11 protein-coding genes, 1 tRNA gene and 1 rRNA gene are annotated in these 18,630 nt (G+C 69.8%); 1 reads left to right on the forward strand and 12 read right to left on the reverse strand.

Translation table 11 applies throughout. The features are described from left to right. Nucleotides 1-187 precede the first annotated feature (187 nt). From ACFV9T_RS17665 to ACFV9T_RS17705, 9 genes are all read right to left on the reverse strand, one after another. Nucleotides 188-667, reverse strand: coding sequence for a Dps family protein (locus ACFV9T_RS17665; RefSeq protein WP_385441123.1), 480 nt, complete (start codon nucleotides 665-667; stop codon nucleotides 188-190). A 146-nt stretch (nucleotides 668-813) separates the two neighbouring features. Further along, the gene (locus ACFV9T_RS17670) at nucleotides 814-1,197 is read right to left on the reverse strand and encodes a helix-turn-helix domain-containing protein (RefSeq protein WP_055549938.1); all 384 of its coding nucleotides are present in this window, start codon (nucleotides 1,195-1,197) and stop codon (nucleotides 814-816) included. A gap of 109 nt (nucleotides 1,198-1,306) precedes the next feature. After that, nucleotides 1,307-1,855, reverse strand: a complete 549-nt coding sequence (locus ACFV9T_RS17675; RefSeq protein WP_385441124.1) for a CinA family protein — start codon at nucleotides 1,853-1,855, stop codon at nucleotides 1,307-1,309. Then, nucleotides 1,852-2,514, reverse strand: a complete 663-nt coding sequence (gene pgsA / locus ACFV9T_RS17680) for a CDP-diacylglycerol--glycerol-3-phosphate 3-phosphatidyltransferase (RefSeq protein ID WP_385441127.1) — start codon at nucleotides 2,512-2,514, stop codon at nucleotides 1,852-1,854. Before pgsA ends, ACFV9T_RS17675 begins: the two co-directional genes overlap by 4 nt. Then, entirely contained in the window at nucleotides 2,511-4,007 is a 1,497-nt protein-coding gene (rimO, locus tag ACFV9T_RS17685; RefSeq protein ID WP_385441128.1) for a 30S ribosomal protein S12 methylthiotransferase RimO, read from the reverse strand. Before rimO ends, pgsA begins: the two co-directional genes overlap by 4 nt. A gap of 68 nt (nucleotides 4,008-4,075) precedes the next feature. Further along, nucleotides 4,076-4,909 carry a helix-turn-helix domain-containing protein gene (locus ACFV9T_RS17690; protein WP_385441130.1) on the reverse strand — a complete coding sequence of 278 codons (834 nt, stop codon included), beginning with the start codon at nucleotides 4,907-4,909 and terminating at the stop codon, nucleotides 4,076-4,078. 190 nt (nucleotides 4,910-5,099) lie between these two features. After that, on the reverse strand, nucleotides 5,100-7,910 hold the full coding sequence (locus ACFV9T_RS17695; protein ID WP_385441132.1) for a DNA translocase FtsK: 2,811 nt from the start codon (nucleotides 7,908-7,910) through the stop codon (nucleotides 5,100-5,102). A 162-nt stretch (nucleotides 7,911-8,072) separates the two neighbouring features. Then, nucleotides 8,073-8,747, reverse strand: coding sequence for a two-component system response regulator (locus tag ACFV9T_RS17700; RefSeq protein WP_009714629.1), 675 nt, complete (start codon nucleotides 8,745-8,747; stop codon nucleotides 8,073-8,075). 297 nt (nucleotides 8,748-9,044) lie between these two features. Further along, a complete protein-coding gene (locus ACFV9T_RS17705) occupies nucleotides 9,045-14,603 on the reverse strand; it encodes a HAMP domain-containing protein (RefSeq protein ID WP_385441134.1) in 5,559 nt (1,852 codons plus the stop codon). Between the two features lie 250 nt (nucleotides 14,604-14,853). Here ACFV9T_RS17705 and ACFV9T_RS17710 point away from each other — a divergent pair, with 250 nt between their 5' ends. Then, nucleotides 14,854-17,481: a SpoIIE family protein phosphatase gene (locus ACFV9T_RS17710; protein WP_385441152.1), complete on the forward strand. Its 2,628-nt coding sequence runs from the start codon at nucleotides 14,854-14,856 to the stop codon at nucleotides 17,479-17,481. Between the two features lie 115 nt (nucleotides 17,482-17,596). On the opposite strand, the gene ACFV9T_RS17715 is transcribed toward ACFV9T_RS17710, so the two are convergent. From ACFV9T_RS17715 to rrf, 3 genes are all read right to left on the reverse strand, one after another. Further along, a tRNA-Thr gene (locus ACFV9T_RS17715) sits at nucleotides 17,597-17,669 on the reverse strand. 64 nt (nucleotides 17,670-17,733) lie between these two features. Continuing rightward, nucleotides 17,734-18,432, reverse strand: a complete 699-nt coding sequence (locus ACFV9T_RS17720; protein WP_385441137.1) for a DegT/DnrJ/EryC1/StrS family aminotransferase — start codon at nucleotides 18,430-18,432, stop codon at nucleotides 17,734-17,736. Between the two features lie 105 nt (nucleotides 18,433-18,537). Further along, a 5S ribosomal RNA gene (rrf, locus tag ACFV9T_RS17725) occupies nucleotides 18,538-18,630 on the reverse strand; the annotation flags it as partial.

Here is an 18,630-nt window from a genome sequence, read left to right on the forward strand (position 1 = left end):
CCGCGCTCCCCCAGTGTGCCGAGCCGCACCGCAGGGCGCACCCAGAGCGGGGCACACCCACGGCCGACCCATGAGCCGACGTCCGTCAGCTCGCAGACTGTGCGGCCATCGCCGGAGGCCGGGGGCCCTGCCCGTCGATGACCACACAGGGTGCGAGCGGAAGTACCGCTCCCGCCTGTCTCGTCGCTCAGTGTCCGTTGACGTTCTCCGCCTGGAACATCCAGTGATGCTTCTCCAGGTCCCGGGTGAGCCCGATGAGAATGTCCTGGGTCACCGGGTCCGGTTCGTCCGTCGCGGCGATGCGCTCACGCATGCGCGAGATCACGGACCCCAGTGCGTCCACGAGCGTCCTCACGGCGTCCGAGTCCTGGGTCCAGCCCTCCTTGACGTTGCCGACGGCGCTCTGCTTGGCCACCGTCTCGGCCCGTCCGTCCGGCGCTATACCGAGCGCCGAGGCACGCTCCGCGACGGTGTCGGCGTGCGTCCTGGCCGTCGACACCACATCGTCGAGCTGGAAGTGAACCGTGCGGAAACGCGGTCCGATGACCGTCCAGTGGATCTGCTTGCCCACCAGAGCGAGGTCGACGAGGTCGACGAGGGCGCCCTGCAGAGCGTCGCTGACAACCTTGAGGTTCTCCTCGGCGAGCGGGCTCTTGACCACAGACATCCACTTCCTCCTGTTCGACCGTTTGGCCCCCCTTGATTACCTCTCCACCAGTCAGGTGACCGGAAAGGCGCCGGTCAAACATCGAGCCCCGGCCGGTATCGCTACCGGCCGGGGCTCAAAGAGCTTGCGCGCTGACGTGCGGGCCGTCAGGCCGCCACGACGTCCACGGCCTCCTTCGGCGACTTGATGGTCACCCGCTCGTCCGGGACGCCCGTCACAGAGGTGACGGACACCGAATTGAGCATGGGCCGCATCGGTGCGGGCACCTTCTCGCTCGCCGTGGCCGACTCCGCCAGCTCCGCGAGCGACAGCTCGTCGCTGACCTCGCGCATGACCTGAGACATCCGTACGTCCAGGGCGTCGCAGATCGCCGACAGCAGCTCGGACGAGGCTTCCTTCTGCCCGCGCTCGACCTCTGACAGATAGCCGAGCGACACCCGGGCGGAGGAGGAAACCTCGCGCAGAGTACGGCCCTGGCGCTGGCGCTGCCGGCGCAGCACGTCACCCAGCAGGCGACGGAGCAGAATCATCGCTGGCTCCCTCCTCGGACCTCGGATCCGGATCCTTCTCGCCCCACCGTACCGCCTCTGGCTGTGCCCGTGCGGGGAGCGATGTCGTGTTCACTCAGGGCTGCAAACATCAAAATTCGTCGTGTTGTTCCGTATCCTGTGCCCCCGCTGTCGCGATCAATTCGCTGAACAGCAGCTTGACCACGGCTCGGACGCTCTGTGCGCGGATTCCGGCGCGGTCCCCCTCCAGCCGCAGGGCCTCGGCCGCCGGGCTGTTCGAGGGCCCGGCGACGGCCACGTGGACGGTGCCCACCGGCTGGCCGTCCTGCGATGTGGGACCCGCCACACCGGTGGTCGCCACCCCCCAGTCGGCGCCCAGGGCGCGCCGTACGCCCCGGGCCATCTGCCGGGCGACCTCCGCGTCCACCGCCCCGCGCTCGGCCAGCAGGGCGCCGTCCACGCCCAGCAGGTCGCGCTTGAGGTCGGTGGCGTACGCGGTCACCGAGCCGCGGAAGGCGTGGGAGGCCCCGTCCACGGCGGTCAGCTCGGCGGCCACCAGGCCGCCGGTCAGGGACTCGGCGACGGCCAGGGTCTGCCCGCGCCGCCGCAGCAGCGCCAGGACGTCGGCCGCGCCGACCTCGCCCGCTGGAGTCGTGGCCGCCGTCTCGTCGCCGCTCATCGGGCCGGTTCCTGCCCGGGCTCTTCCCCGGCGGCGGCGCTCCCCGCCGCGCGGCCGGCCCGGCGCAGCACCAGGGCCTGCCGTACGTAGTCGAGGCCGGTGAGGACGGTCAGGGCGACGGCCACGGCCATCACCCAGAACCGCAGTGTGGCCAGCGGCCCGGTGAGCACGAGGATGTACATCCCCACGGCCACGCCCTGGGCGAGGGTCTTCATCTTCCCGCCACGGCTGGCCGGGATGACCCCGATCCGGATCACCCAGAACCGCATCAGGGTGATCCCCAGCTCACGGAGGAGGATCACGCCCGTCACCCACCACGGCAGATCGCCGAGGGCCGACAGACAGATCAGCGCCGCGCCCATGATCGCCTTGTCGGCGATGGGGTCCGCGATCTTGCCGAAGTCGGTGACCAGGTTGTACCGGCGGGCCAGATGCCCGTCGAACAGGTCGGTGATCATGGCGATCGCGAAGGCGGCCCAGGCATAGGCGCGCCAGGCCGGGTCGTAGCCGCCGTTGTGGAGCATCAACAAGACGAACCCGGGCACCAGGACCAGGCGCGCCATGGTGAGGATGTTGGCGATGTTCCACAAACTGGCGGGCCGGGCGGCCGCGGCGGCCCGGTGGTGGCTCCCCGCGGCGGAGGCCGGGACGCCTGTCATCTGGCCGCCTCCTCGGTAGACACGCCGCCGCCCCGCTGCTCCAGCGGTTCCAGCGGCTCCGCGACGAGGTCCACTCCCTCCGCCGCGATCACCTTCGCTTCGACCATACGTCCGGCAGCCGGCCGTGCGGACGTGCGGAGCACGGTCTGACCGTCGGTCTCGGGCGCCTGGTGGGCGGCCCGGCCCAGCACGGCACCGGTGTCGTCGATCTCGTCCACCAGCACCGCGACGGTCTCGCCGAGCCGCTCGTCCGCCCGCTGGGCGGTCAGCTCCTCCGCGAGCCGGGAGATGTGCTCCAGCCGGTCCGCGACCTCGTCCGGGTCGACCTTCTCCTCGTAGCCCGCGGCCTCGGTGCCGTCCTCGTCCGAGTACCCGAAGACGCCGATCGCGTCGAGCCGCGCCTCGCTGATGAAACGCTCCAGCTCGGCCACGTCGTCCTCGGTCTCGCCGGGGAAGCCGACGATGAAGTTCGAGCGGGCGCCTGCCTGCGGCGCCTTGCCTCTGATCTGTTCCAGCAGCTCCAGGAAGCGGTCGGTGTCGCCGAAGCGGCGCATCCGGCGCAGCACGGTGGGCGAGGAGTGCTGGAAGGACAGGTCGAAGTACGGGGCGACCTTCTCGGTGGAGGTCAGCACGTCGATCAGCCCGGGCCGCATCTCGGCGGGCTGGAGGTAGCTGACCCGGATCCGCTCGATCCCGTCCACCGCGGCCAGCTCGGGCAGCAGCGTCTCCAGCAGCCGGATGTCGCCCAGGTCCTTGCCGTACGAGGTGTTGTTCTCGGAGACCAGCATGACCTCCTTCACACCCTGCTCGGCCAGCCACCGGGTCTCGCCCAGCACATCGGAGGGGCGGCGGGAGATGAACGAGCCGCGGAAGGACGGGATGGCGCAGAAGGAACACCGCCGGTCGCACCCGGAGGCCAGCTTCACGGAGGCGACCGGGCTGTTCCCGAGTCTGCGGCGCAGCGGGGCGCGCGGGCCGGAGGCCGGGGCGACACCGGCGGGCAGGTCCTCGGGCGGGGTGTCCTGGGCGTGGCCGGGCAGCGCCACGGTGGAGCTGTCCTGCCGCTCGGCGGGGCTGATCGGCAGCAGCTTGCGCCGGTCGCGAGGGGTGTGGGAGGCGTGGATGCCGCCGGAGAGGATGGTCTGCAGGCGGCCGGAGATGTCGGTGTAGTCGTCGAAGCCGAGCACCCCGTCGGCCTCGGGCAGCGCCTCGGCCAATTCGTTGCCGTACCGCTCGGCCATGCAGCCGACGGCCACGACCGCCTGGGTGCGGCCGTGGTCCTTCAGATCGTTCGCCTCCAGCAGGGCGTCGACCGAGTCCTTCTTGGCGGCCTCGACGAAACCGCAGGTGTTGACGACGGCTACGTCGGCGTCGGCGGCTTGCTCGACGAGCTCCCAACCGTCCGCCGCCAAGCGGCCTGCGAGCTCCTCCGAGTCCACCTCGTTACGGGCGCAGCCAAGGGTGACAAGGGCGACAGTGCGGCGTTCGGGCATGGGCTCAGACTACTTTGTCCCAGCCCCGCCCTCCGCTGCCAGGTCTCCCACCCCCGCCGCCGGGCTGGTCAGCCCGCTTCGGGATCGCCCTTGGTGTAGCTCAGGCGCTGAACCGAGCCGCTGTCGCTGAGGTTCTTGACTTCCTTGCCGTTCACGAAGAGCTTGATCGCCCCGGCGTTGCCCAGCACCAGGTCGATGCGCTTGCTGTCGCTGAAGGTCTTGGACTGGCCCTGCCGCAGCACGCCCTCTTCCATCAGCCGCCCGTTGTGGTCCTGGGCGGAGATCCAGCTCTGTCCGTCCTCGGCGGTCAGCTTGACGGTGACCTTGTCCGCGGGGACGCCCGCGATGGCGCTCTCGGACGGCTCGGGCTTGCGCTCTCCGGACTTGCTGGGGGTCGCGCTGGGACTGCTGGAGGTGGACGCGGTCGGCTTGGCCGAGCCGGTCTCCTCGGCGACCGAGGAGCCGTCGTTCTTGTCGTTGCCACTGAAAAGCGTGAAGCCGACGAATCCGACGACGGCGACGATCGCGGCGACCATCGCGGCCGTCCAGTTCGGACGGCGGGGTTCGGGGCGGATCCGTTCGGCGTCGAACAGCGGCGCCGCCGGGGTCGGCTCGGGCCGGCCGCCGTGCTCGGCGTCGAATTGGTTGATCAAGACCTCAGGGTCGAGCCGGACGGCACGCGCGAGCACACGAATGTGCCCCCGGGCGTACACATCCCCGCCGCAGCGGGAGAAGTCGTCCTGCTCGATCCCCTGCACTATGGGGACGCGCACCCGGGTGGCGGAACTGACCTCGTCGACGGTCAGCCCGGCGGCGATGCGGGCCTGCTGGAGGGCGCGACCGACGGAAGGCCGGTCGTCTTCGGGGGAGTTGCCGTCTTCGAGAGCGTTGCCGATGGACACGGGGGCGCCTTTCGAGCGTGTAGCCACCTGCTGGAGGTTCAGTCTAGGGGTGTGGCGAAAGGGTCGGGCAAGCGGGAGGACGGAGTTTGTCCGCCATCGGGATTGTCCTGTGACCTGCGGTCCGGGACCTCACTCCGCCACCTCCCTCAACTTGACGTCTCGGCAGGGGAAACGGTTGCCCGCCATACCCTTATGAGTGAGCCTCCCCGCGGATCACCGCGAGCACGCCATCCAATTCGTCCGGCTTGACAAGCACATCGCGCGCCTTGGAACCCTCACTGGGGCCGACCACGTTGCGTGACTCCATGAGATCCATCAGTCGCCCCGCCTTGGCGAAGCCCACCCGCAGCTTGCGCTGGAGCATCGACGTCGATCCGAATTGTGTGGAAACCACCAGCTCAGCGGCCTGGCACAGCAGATCGAGATCATCGCCGATGTCCTCGTCGATCTCCTTCTTCTGCGCCGTCCCGACGGTGACGTCCTCCCGGAAGACCGGCGCCATCTGCTCCTTGCAGTGCGTGACGATCGCCTGGACCTCGGCCTCGGTCACGAACGCGCCCTGCATCCGGACCGGCTTGTTCGCGCCCATCGGCAGGAACAGTCCGTCGCCCTTGCCGATCAGCTTCTCGGCGCCCGGCTGGTCCAGGATGACCCGGCTGTCGGCCAGCGAGGAGGTGGCGAAGGCGAGCCGCGAGGGCACGTTCGCCTTGATCAGACCGGTGACGACGTCCACCGAGGGCCGCTGGGTGGCCAGCACCAGGTGGATGCCCGCCGCGCGGGCCAGCTGTGTGATCCGCACGATGGAGTCCTCGACGTCCCTCGGCGCGACCATCATCAGGTCGGCCAGCTCGTCGACGATCACCAGCAGATACGGATACGGCTTGAGTTCCCGCTCGCTGCCCTCGGGCTGCTTCACCTTTCCGGAACGCACCGCCGCGTTGAAGTCGTCGATGTGGCGGAAGCCGAACGCGGCGAGGTCGTCGTAACGGAGATCCATTTCGCGGACGACCCACTGCAGGGCCTCGGCCGCGCGCTTCGGATTGGTGATGATCGGTGTGATCAGATGCGGAATGCCCTCGTACGCGGTCAGCTCCACGCGCTTGGGGTCGACCAGCACCATGCGCACGTCGTCCGGGGTCGCGCGCACCATGACCGACGTGATCAGGCAGTTGATGCACGACGACTTTCCGGAACCGGTCGCACCGGCCACCAGCACATGCGGCATCGTGGCCAGGTTGTGCGCCACGTAGCCGCCTTCGACGTCCTTGCCGAGCCCGACGATCATCGGGTGCGTCTCGCCCGTCGAGTCGGCCGAGCGCAGCACGTCCCCGAGGTTGACCATCTCGCGGTCGCTGTTGGGGATTTCGATGCCGACCGCCGACTTGCCGGGGATCGGGCTGATGATCCGCACATCGGGGCTGGCGACGGCGTAGGCGATGTTCTTGGTCAGCGCCGTGATCCGCTCGACCTTGACGGCCGGGCCCAGCTCCACCTCGTAGCGGGTGACCGTCGGCCCACGGGTGAACCCGGTGACCGCCGCGTCCACCTTGAACTCCGAGAACACCTTGGACAGCGAGTCCACCACGGCGTCGTTGGCGGCGCTGCGGGTCTTGCCGGGGCCGCCGCGCTCCAGGAGGTCGAACGAGGGCAGTGAATAGGTGATGTCGCCGGAGAGCTGCAGCTGCTCGGCACGCGGCGGCAGCGGTTCGCCCGGCTCGACGGCACGCCGGGTGCGGTCGGGGACCTCGGCCCGCTCCGCCGCGACGGACTCGTCCGCGCGGCCCTTCTTGCCCTTGACCGGCGCGGCCTTGCCGGAGTCGTGCGTGCCCGGCACGTCGCCGGTACCGGACTCGTCGTCGCGCTCGACCGAGATGCCGCTGCTGAGCCCGGCGACGAGCGGTGAGGGCTGGACGCCGTGCAGCACCGCGCCGTCGAGCGAGGCGGCCGCGGCGGCCGCCACGTCCACGGCGTCCATGGGGCGGTCCAGCGGAAGCTGCCCGGACGGCTGCCGACGCGACCGCCGGCGCTTGCCCAGAGCCTCCTCCTCGGCCTGCTCAGCGGCGCTCGCGGCGTCCGGGCCCTCCTTGTCCAGCGAGGTCCTGCGAGGCCGCCTCGCGGGCTTCTCGCGCCATTCATCGGCGTACTCGCCGGCGTCGGTGTCATCGGCGTACGCCGACTCCTCGTCCCGCACCAGGCCGAGCCGGACGCCGAGCGCCCGCAGCCGCTGCGGAATCGCGGCGACCGGGGTCGCGGTGACGACCAGCAGCCCGAAGACGGTGAGCAGCACCAGCAGCGGTACGGCCAGCACATCGCCCATCGCGTAGATCAGCGGCCGGGAGACGGCCCAGCCGATCAGCCCGCCCGCGTCCTGGATCGCCGCGTCGCCCTGGCCGCGCCCGGGGGCGCCGCAGGCGATGTGGACCTGTCCGAGGACGCCGATCACCAGCGCCGACAAGCCGATCACGATCCGCCCGTTGGCCTCGGGGCGTTCGGGGTGGAGGAACAGCCGCCCGGCGATGGCGCCCAGGAGTATCGGCACCACCAGGTCCAGACGTCCGAAGGCGCCGGTGACGAGCATCTCGACCAGATCGCCGACCGGGCCCTGGAGGCTGGACCACGTACCGCCCGCGACAATCAGGGCCAGGGCGAGCAGCAGCAGCGCGCTGCCGTCCTTGCGATGGGCCGGGTCGAGCCCCTTCGCGCCGCGCCCTATGGAACGGAACATCGCCGCGACGGCGCGCGCGAGGCCCATCCAGACGGCGCGCGCCGCGCGGTACACACCGCTGGTGGGGCTGGGCGCGGGCGGCGGCGGGGCCTTGGCGGCCGCCTTCTTCTTCGGGGCCGCCTTCTTCACGGGCGCGGTGGACTTCTTGGCGGGCGCCTTCTTGGCCGCCGCCTTCTTCGCGGGCGCCTTCTTCACCGCGCCTCCGGACTGCCCGGCGCGCTTCTTCGAGGTGCCCGCCGTGCTCTGGGAACCCTTGCCGGACGTACGAGAGGCCATGGGGGCGAGATTACCCGCGTCCGCCGTACGGAGCACGTATGGCATGGGCATCCGGCGCCACTGAGGTCACACCCGTGCCGCGTCCGGGCGCGACACCGGCCGGTCGGTGAAGGGAGGGTGACAGGACGTCAACGGCCGGGTGGCCACGCGGCGGTGCGGGTCTCAGTTCTGCGAGGGGACCTGGCCCGCTCCGCTGCCCGCACCGGGCTCCAGCGCGTCCAGGGCCCGGCGCAGACCGGTGAGCTTGCGCTCCAGATGGGCCGCGGTGGCCACCGCCGCCGCGTCGGCCGACTCGTCCAGCTGCTTGGACAGCGCCTCGGCCTGCTCCTCCACGGCGGCGAGCCGGGCGGACAGCTCGGCCAGCAGCCCCGCCGACTCCTTGTCACCGGCGGCCGGCTGACCGCCCTCCAACTGGAGCCGCAGCAGGGAGGCCTGCTCCCGCAGCTGGCAGTTCTTCATATACAGATCGACGAAGACCGAGACCTTCGCTCTGAGCACCCACGGATCGAAGGGTTTGGAGATGTAGTCGACCGCACCCGCCGCATACCCGCGGAAGGTGTGGTGCGGCCCGTGGTTGATCGCGGTCAGGAAGATGATCGGGATGTCCCGGGTCCGCTCCCGCCGCTTGATGTGCGCCGCGGTCTCGAAACCGTCCATGCCCGGCATCTGGACGTCCAGCAGGATCACCGCGAAGTCGTCTGTCAGCAGCGCCTTGAGCGCTTCCTCCCCTGACGATGCCCGCACCAGGGTCTGATCGAGCGCGGAGAGAATGGCCTCCAGCGCCAGCAGATTCTCCGGCCGGTCATCGACCAGGAGGATCTTGGCCTTCTGCACCATGCCCCGTCCTCCTCGTCCCGGCTTGGGGTCTCCCCAGCTCGATGCGCTGGGGGAAGCACCGGGCGCCGCCCCAGGGGACGACTCCCTTGCGTCGCCCGTCCTTGTGCCGGTCATGGTAGCCGCACCCCGCTGTTCGCCACACCCTGTCACCGCGATGTCACTGTGCACGTAGCAGAAACGCGGCGGGAGACCAGAAGGTTCCCCGATTCCCGCGTTCCCACACGTGTTCGGCGACAGTCAGTCAACACCACGATGGCATCCGGTGTCCCATCGGACACTCCCCTGCCTTTCACCTGGTCACTCATCCGACATCCACTGCTCCATCACCGTCAGAAGATGATCGGTGTCGACAGGCTTGGTGACATAGTCCGACGCGCCCGCCTCGATGCTCTTCTCCCGGTCGCCCTTCATCGCCTTCGCGGTGAGCGCGATGATGGGCAGCCCGGCGAACTGCGGCATCCTGCGGATCGCCGCCGTCGTGGCGTAACCGTCCATCTCCGGCATCATGATGTCCATCAGGACGAGCACCACATCGTCGTGCTGCTCCAGGACTTCGATGCCCTCCCGCCCGTTCTCGGCGTAGAGCACCTGCAGGCCGTGCTGTTCCAGCACGCTGGTGAGCGCGAAGACGTTGCGGATGTCGTCGTCGACGATGAGCACCTTCTCACCGTGGAAGCCGCCCGCGGGCTCCGGTGCCACCAGATCCTGGCCGCCCAGCATCCACGGCTCGGACGCCTGCGGCTGCCGACTGCCCGGACGGCCGCCGTTCCGGCCGGTGTCCCTGCGGACCTCCGGGGCGGCGGGCTGCGGTTCGGAGGCCTGTGACGGCTCCTGCTCGGCCCGCTGACGCCGCCGGAAGAGCCCGGCGGCCCCGCGGGTCCGCTGCGCCGTGGCGTCGGCGGTGACGTCGTGCTCGACCTCCTGCTCCGCCCCGGTGCCCGGCTCGTCGTCCTCCGCGCCCTCGGACGGGTCGTACGCCTCCAGCGCGGGCGGACCCGCGCTGCCCGGCGTGAGCTGCGGGAAGCCCTGCGGCGGCAGCTCGCTGGGGTGCAGCGGCAGGTACAGCGTGAACGTCGAGCCGCGGCCCGGCTCACTGGCCGCGTGGATCTCACCGCCGAGCAGCCGGGCGATCTCCCGGCTGATGGACAGGCCGAGGCCGGTGCCGCCGTACTTCCTGCTGGTGGTCCCGTCGGCCTGCTTGAACGCCTCGAAGATGACCCGCATCTTGCTCGCGGCGATGCCGATACCGGTGTCGGTGACCGAGAAGGCGATCATGTCGGCATCCGGCTCCCGCAACGCGCCGTGTTCCAGCAGCTGTTCCCGGATGGCGTTGGGCACGTCCACCCCGGCGGGCCTGATGACCAGCTCCACCGCGCCGCCGTCGGTGAACTTCACCGCGTTGGACAGCAGGTTACGGAGCACCTGCAGCAGCCGCTGCTCGTCGGTGTGCAGCGTCGCCGGAAGCTCCGGCGAGACCCGGACGGAGAAGTCCAGGCCCTTCTCGGCAGTCAGCGGCCGGAACGTCGCCTCCACGTAGTCGACGAGCTGGACCAGGGCGATGCGCGTCGGGCTGACGTCCATCTTGCCCGCCTCGACCTTCGACAGGTCGAGGATGTCGTTGATCAGCTGCAGCAGGTCGGAACCGGCGCCGTGGATCGTCTCGGCGAACTCCACCTGCTTCGGCGACAGATTGCCCTCGGCGTTGTCCGCGAGCAGCTTGGCGAGGATCAGCAGCGAGTTGAGCGGTGTGCGCAGCTCGTGCGACATGTTCGCCAGGAACTCGCTCTTGTAGCGCATCGAGACCGCGAGCTGCTCGGCGCGCTCCTCCAGGACCTGCCGGGCCTCCTCGATCTCGGTGTTCTTGACCTCGATGTCGCGGTTCTGCCGGGCCAGCCGCTCCGACTTCTCCTCCAGCTCCGCGTTGGACGACTGGAGCGCCTTCTGCCGGTTCTCCAGCTCGGCCGACCGCTCCCGCAGCTGCTCGGTCAGCTCCTGGGACTGCTTGAGCAGCACCTCGGTCTTGGTGTTGACGCTGATGGTGTTGACGCTGGTGCCGATCATCTCGGCGATCTGGTTGAGGAAGTCCTTCTGGATCTGCGCGAAGGGCTGGAACGAGGCCAGCTCGATCACGCCGAGCAGCTGGCCCTCGAAGAGCACCGGCAGCACGATCACATGCGCCGGGGCCGCCTCACCGAGCCCTGAGGCGATCTTGAGGTAGCCCGGCGGCACGTTCTCGATCAGGATCGCGCGCTTCTCCTCGGCGACCGTGCCGATCAGCGTCTCACCCGGCCGGAACGACGTGGGCATCGAGCCGATGGAGTAGCCGTACGAGCCGATCAGCCGCAGCTCGTAGCCCTCCTCGGCGGTGCTGTCCGCGACCACCTCGGTGCCGTCGCCGATCGGGACCGCCAGGAAGAACGCGCCGTGCTGGGCGGAGACCACCGGGGTCAGCTCGCTCATGATCAGCCGGGCGACGTCCTCCAGATCGCGCCGTCCCTGCATCAGACCGGAGATCCGGGCGAGGTTGCCCTTCAGCCAGTCCTGCTCCTTGTTGGCGAGCGTGGTCTCGCGCAGGTTGGCGATCATGGTGTTGATGTGGTCCTGGAGGACCTGGATCTCGCCGGAGGCGTCCACGTCGATCTTGAGGTTGAGGTCGCCGCGGGTCACCGCGGTCGCGACCTCGGCGATGGCGCGCACCTGACGGGTCAGGTTCCCGGCCATCTCGTTCACCGACTCGGTGAGGTCCTTCCAGGTGCCGGCCACGTCCCGCACCCGGGCCTGACCGCCCAGCTGACCCTCGGTGCCCACCTCACGGGCCACCCGGGTCACCTGGTCGGCGAACGACGACAGCTGGTCCACCATCGTGTTGATCGTGGTCTTGAGTTCGAGGATCTCGCCCCGCGCCTCGATGTCGATCTTCTTGGTCAGATCACCCTGGGCGATCGCCGTGGTGACCATCGCGATGTTGCGCACCTGTCCGGTCAGGTTGGACGCCATCGAGTTCACGGACTCGGTGAGGTCCTTCCACGTACCCGAGACGCCCGGCACCCTCGCCTGACCGCCCAGGATGCCGTCCGTGCCCACCTCGCGCGCCACCCGGGTGACCTCGTCCGCGAACGAGGACAGCGTCGTCACCATCGTGTTGACGGTGTCGGCCAGCGCCGCGACCTCGCCGCGCGCCTCTACCGTGACCTTCTTCGTCAGATCGCCGTTGGCGACCGCCGCCGAGACCTGCGAGATGTTGCGCACCTGGATGGTCAGGTTATTGGCCATCAGGTTCACGTTGTTGCTGAGGTCCTTCCAGATGCCGGTCACGCCCGGCACCCGCGCCTGGCCGCCCAACTGGCCTTCCGTACCCACCTCACGGGCCACCCGGGTGACCTGCTCGGCGAACGACGACAGCTGGTCCACCATCGTGTTCACGGTGGTGACCAGCTCCAGGATCTCGCCCTTGGCGTCCACCGTGATCTTCTTCGACAGGTCGCCCTTGGCGACCGCCGTCGTCACCTCGGCGATCGAACGCACCTGGGACGTCAGGTTGTTGGCCATGCCGTTGACGGACTGGGTCAGGTCCTTCCAGGTGCCGGAGACTCCCTGCACCTCGGCCTGGCCGCCCAACTGGCCCTCGGTGCCCACCTCGCGGGCGACCCGGGTGACCTCCTCCGCGAAGGACGACAGCTGGTCGACCATCGTGTTGAGGGTGTTCTTCAGCTCCAGGATCTCGCCCCGGGCGTCGACGTCGATCTTCTGCGAGAGGTCACCGCGCGCGACCGCCGTGGCGACCTGCGCGATGTTACGGACCTGGGCGGTCAGGTTGCCCGCCATGCCGTTCACCGAGTCGGTCAGATCGCGCCAGACGCCCGCGACGCCGGGCACCTGCGCCTGACCGCCCAATCGGCCGTCCGTACCCACCTCACGGGCGACCCGGGTCACCTGCTCGGCGAAGTCGGAGAGCTGGTCGACCATCGTGTTGATGGTGTTCTTCAGCTCCAGGATCTCGCCGCGCGCGTCCACCTCGATCTTCTGCGACAGATCGCCGCGGGCGACCGCCGTGGTCACTTCGGCGATGGAACGCACCTGCGAGGTCAGGTTCCCCGCCATCGAGTTGACGGAGTCGGTCAGGTCCTTCCAGGTGCCGGAGACCCCCTGCACCTCGGCCTGACCGCCCAGCCGGCCCTCGGTACCCACGTCCCGCGCCATGCGGGTGACCTGGTCGGCGAACGAGGAGAGCTGGTCCACCATCGTGTTCACGGTGTTCTTCAGCTTGAGCATCTCGCCGGAGACATCGACGGTGACCTTCTGCGACAGATCGCCGTTCGCCACCGCGGTCGTCACCTGCGCGATGTTGCGCACCTGTCCGGTGAGGTTACGGAAGGCCGTGTTCACCGAATCGGTCAGGTCCTTCCACGTACCCGCCGCACCCGGCACCTGCGCCTGACCGCCCAGCTCACCCTCGACACCGATCTCCCGGGCCACCCGGGTCACCTCGGCACCGAAGGACTGCAGCTGGTCCACCATCGTGTTGACGGTGTTCTTCAGCTCCAGCATCTCGCCGGCCACGTCGACGGTGACCTTCTGCGACAGATCGCCGTTCGCCACCGCGGTCGTCACCTGCGCGATGTCCCGCACCTGCGCCGTGAGGTTTCGGAACGCGGTGTTCACCGAATCGGTGAGATCCTTCCACGTACCCGCCGCACCCGGCACCTGCGCCTGACCGCCCAGCAGCCCCTCGGCGCCGACCTCGCTGGCCACCCGCGTGACCTCGTCCGCGAAGGTGCGCAGGGTCTCCGTCATCGTGTTGATCGTGTCGGCCAGCTGCGCGACCTCGCCGCGTGCGCTCACCGTCACCTTCTGCGACAGATCACCGTTGGCGACCGCCGTCGTGACCTGGGCGATCCCGCGCACCTGGGCGGTGAGGTTCCCGGCCATCAGGTTGACCGAGTCGGTCAGGTCCTTCCAGACGCCCGCGACACCCGGCACCTTGGCCTGGCCGCCGAGTTCACCCTCGGTACCCACCTCACGGGCGACCCGCGTCACCTCGGCGGCGAACGAGGAGAGCTGGTCCACCATCGTGTTGACGGTTTCCTTCAGCTCCAGCATCTCCCCGGACACGTGAACCGTGACCTTCCGGGACAGATCGCCCTTCGCCACCGCCGTCGTCACCAGGGCGATATCCCGCACCTGAGCGGTGAGCCGGGACGCCATCGTGTTGACGGACTCCGTGAGATCCTTCCACGAACCCGACATACCGCGCACCCGGGCCTGGCCGCCCAGCTTGCCCTCGGTGCCGACCTCACTGGCGACTCTCGTCACCTCGTCGGTGAACGCCGAGAGCTGATCCACCAGCCCGTTGACGGTGCGCCCCACCTTCAGGAACTCACCGCGCAGCGGATGCGCCGACCCGTCGGCACCCTGCGCCCGCAGGTCCATGCGCTGCTCCAGGTCGCCCTCGGCGACCGCGGACAGCACCCGGCCCACCTCGGACACCGGCCGCACAAGATCGTCCACCAAGGCGTTGGACGCGTCAATAGCCGCCGCCCACTGCCCCTCACAGGCCCCGGTCTCCAGCCGCTCCGTGAGCTTTCCCTCACGGCCGACCACCCGCCGCACCCGGGTCAGCTCACCCGTGAGCTGCAGATTCCGCTCCGCGACCTCGTTGAAGACCGCGGCGATTTCGGACATCACGCCCTCGCCCGAGACCGTCAGCCGCTTGCGGAAGTTGCCGTCCCGCATCGCCGTCATCGCGGTCAGCAGCCGATTCAGGGCCGCTGTATCCACTTCGGTCGTCCCATTGCTCCGGGACCGTCCGCCTTTCGCGCGCGTATTCGTGCCCCGCGCCGCTGCGCCAGACTCCACCGTGTCCCTCCCGCAGGGTTGACCGTCCTCGTCGGGTTCTTCTTCCAGCTTGCCCAGTGTTTCACCATGGCCCAACCAGGCCATAACAGTTCGGCAGCATCGCACACCGGCGCCAGCCCCCTCCGAGTGGAATCACGGCGGACCGGCATTCGCGGGGGCGGTTGAGGTAAGTAACCTGGCATCCGGCCAGGCATCGGAGGGGCACTGCGTCATGGGTGAGCAGTTCACCGAGACACACATGAGGAGATCTGTGATCACCGCGCGGGCAGCCGCCACCTTCGATCCGGTGGGACGATCGGTCGCCGCCGCCCGCACCTTTGTCCGGGACACCCTGCAGGGCTGGGGCCTGACCGACATCGTGGACGACGCCGTCGTCCTCACCAGCGAACTCGTCACCAACGCGGTGGTGCACGCCGGTACCACCGCCGATGTCGTGTGCATCCGCGCGGACACCGGGGTCCGCGTCGAGGTCGCCGATCGTTACCCCGAACGAGAAGTTCCGCTCCAGAGCAACGGCGGCCACCATTTCGGCAGCCCAGATCGCGAAGGCGGCCGTGGTTTGCTACTGTGCGCCGCACTCGCCGCACGCTGGGGTGTCGAGTACTCGGCCACCCACAAGCAGGTCTGGTTCCAGCTCGACTTTCCCGAACGGCCGGCGGGCACCCGGGCCGCCGGGCCCGCGCTGCCCTCCAGCGCCCTGCCGATCGCCGACTCCCGGGTCCGGGTCGCGGTCGTCCAGGTCGACAGCGACGGCCTCATCAGCGCCTGGAACGACGACGCTCAGGAAGTGTTCGGCTACAGCCCGGAACAGATCGTCGGCAAGCCGCTCACCGATCTCGCCGCCTGGCCGCACACCCCCGGCACCAGCACCGGTGTCGCCGAGGCGCTCCGGCTCTCCCGCTGGGAGGGCTCGTACGGCATCCGCGGCGCCGACGGCCGGGTCTCCCCCGTCTACGCCTCCCACCTGCGCATCCGCGACGCCGACGGTGATCCCTCCACCGTCTGCCTGCTGGTCCGCGAGCGCGAGCGCGCCGTGCTGCAGAGCCCGATGCGCGCCGCCGCGGCCGACACCTCCGACTCCTCCGAGCGCGGTCCGGCCAGCGACGCCTTCGAGGTCTTCATCGGCTCCCCCGCCCCCGACGACCTCGACGGGCTCCTCCAGCGCACCGTCGAACGCGCCCGTGACATGCTCGACGGGGACGCCGCCTATCTGCTGCTCGCCACCGACGACGAGACCGAGCTGGAGGTGCGCGCCTCCACCGGGCTACCGTCCGCCCGGCAGCGGTTCGCCCGCGTGCCCGTCGAAGCGGGCACCGGGCGCTACGGGTCGGCCCGGATGCCCGCCGTCCACGAGGACCTGTCCGCCGTGCCCGGCGCGGTGCCCCTGCTCGTCAACACCGGTATGCGCTCGGTCGTCACCGTCCCGCTCAAGGTCGAGGGCCGGCTGACCGGCTCACTCGGCGTCGCCGCCGAGGCCCCCGGCCGCTACAGCAACGAGGAGGCGCTGCGGCTCCAGTTCGCCGCCGACCGCATCGCGCTCGCCGTCGAACGCGCCCGCCTCACCGAGCTGGAGCGGCTGCGCCGGGGCTCCCTGTCGTTCCTCGTCGAGGCGTCCGATCTGCTCGCTGGCACGCTCGACCGCGACCAGACACTGGCGCTCATGGCACAGATGACGGTCCCGACCCTGGCCAGCTGGTGCGCCGTCTATACGGTCGCCGACCAGGCGTCCGACCCGGAGCTGTCGTACGTCCTGCATGAGGACGAGGACCGGATCGACGGGCTCAAGGCCCTGCTCACCAAGATCGACCCACCGGAGCAGGTGCCCACCGGCGGCGCGCGCGGCTGGACCGGCCCCTACGAGGCGGCCCACGCGGCCGCGCTGCGCACCTCGCTGCGCAGCCTCAGCCTCGGCGACTCCGCCCGGCCCTCCTCGGGCCCGGGCGCCTCGCTCGCGACCGCGTCGGCTGTGGGCGGAGAGACGGTCGTGCTGCCGCTGGTGGCCCGTAACCGTGTCATCGGCATGCTCACCCTCGGCAAGCCCACCGACGAGCACTTCCGCCAGGAGAACCTGGAGCTGGCCGAGGACCTGTCGCGCCGGGCGGCGCTCGCACTCGACAACGCTCGGCTCTACTCGGAGCGCACCGCCATCAGCCAGTCCCTGCAGCGCAGTCTGCTGCCGCCCGAGCAGCCCGAGGTCCCGGGCGTCGAGGTCGAGGTCATCTACCGGGCTGCGGGCGAGGGCAACGAGGTCGGCGGTGACTTCTACGACCTCTTCCCGATCCGCGACGGCGCGTACGGCTTCGCCATCGGCGACGTCTGCGGCACCGGACCGGAGGCCGCCGCGGTCACCGGTCTCGCCCGGCACGCGCTGCGGCTGCTCGCCCGCGAGGGCTTCGGCGGCCCGGCGGTCCTGGAGCGGCTCAACGCGGCGATCCTCGACGAGGGCGCCCGCAGCCGCTTCCTCACCCTCCTCTACGGGGAGCTGTGGCCGCAGCAGGACGGCGGCGCGGTGCTCAAGGTCGTCTGCGCGGGCCATCCGCTGCCGCTCCGGCTGCGCCAGGACGGCTCCATCGAGGCGGCCGCCGAACCGCAGCCGCTGCTCGGCGTCATGGACGACCTGGAGCTGTACGAGCAGACGGTGACCCTGGACCCCGGCGACGTCCTGCTGTGCGTCACCGACGGGGTGACGGAGCGGCGCGAGGGCACCAGGATGCTCGGCGACGACGGCCTGGTCGACGTGCTCACCACCTGCACCGGACTCACTGCGGGAGCGGTGGCCGCCCGGGTGTTGCGCGCGGTCGAGCGCTTCGCGGCGGAGCCGCCGTCCGACGACATGGCGATCCTCGCGATGCGCGTCCCCGAGAAGCAGGACGCCTGATCACCACGGGCTGACGATGACGGCCGGGGCACCATCGGTGCCCCGGCCCTTTTCCATATGACGAGTCTCAACATGACGAAGGCCCCCGCCGGTTGGCGGGGGCCTTTCGCAGGAGAGCCCCAATACGGAATCGAACCGTAGACCTTCTCCTTACCATGGAGACGCTCTGCCGACTGAGCTATTGGGGCGCGGCAACGGGATAGATCATACCCGAACTCGAGTGCGCTCTCGACCACCCGCCCCTTCGACCGCTCAGGCCGCTGACTGCAACAGGCCTCCCAGTGCGTTGCAGGCCGAGACCACGCGCTGCAACTCCCGCCGGGACATGGCGGGGTCGACAGGAAGGGCGAGGCATTCGTCGGCCGCCCGCTCCGTCTCCCCGAGCCACAGATCGCGCCGGAAGCGCGCTGTGCGGTGTGCCGGGGTCTGAATGGGCACGTGGCACACGACGCCGCGAGAACGCAGCGTACGGGCGAACGCGTCCCGGTCCGGGCGTCCATTGCCCGGGACCCTCACGACGTACTGCTGATAGGTGTGTTCCATGCCGGGCTTGGCCGCGGGAGTGACGACTCCGCGCAACTTTCCGTTCAGATAGGCGGCATTGGCCTGTCGGCGCAGGATCTCGCCGACCGGCTCGCATACCGCGCCGTGTCCGATCACCAGCACGCCGTGGCGCTGGCCCAGCTCGGTGAGACGCGCCATGTCGGCCGGGTGTCCGAAGGTGTGTATGGCCACGATGGCAGCGGTCCGGGGCGTGAGCGCCGCGGCGACCGCGTCTGGATGTATGCAGAAGGTCTGGGCGTCGATGTCCGCGAACACCGGCCGTGCGCCGGCGAGGAGCACCGCTTCCGCCGCTTCGGGTGTGCCGTAGGACGGCACGATCACCTCGTCGCCCGGCCGTACGCCCGCCCGGGTCAACTCACGCCACAGCTCATCCGTTGGAGTCCCCATGAACGGCATGTTGCCCAGGCAACATGAACACCGAGTGGCCCGCAACACAACAAAAAGAGAGGCCTGTCGGGAACCGAAGTTCCGACAGGCCTCTCTCCAATATTTGTTCGGCGGCGTCCTACTCTCCCACAGGGTCCCCCCTGCAGTACCATCGGCGCTGAAAGGCTTAGCTTCCGGGTTCGGAATGTAACCGGGCGT

Source organism: Streptomyces sp. NPDC059850 (assembly GCF_042731515.1).
Lineage (GTDB): Bacteria > Actinomycetota > Actinomycetes > Streptomycetales > Streptomycetaceae > Streptomyces.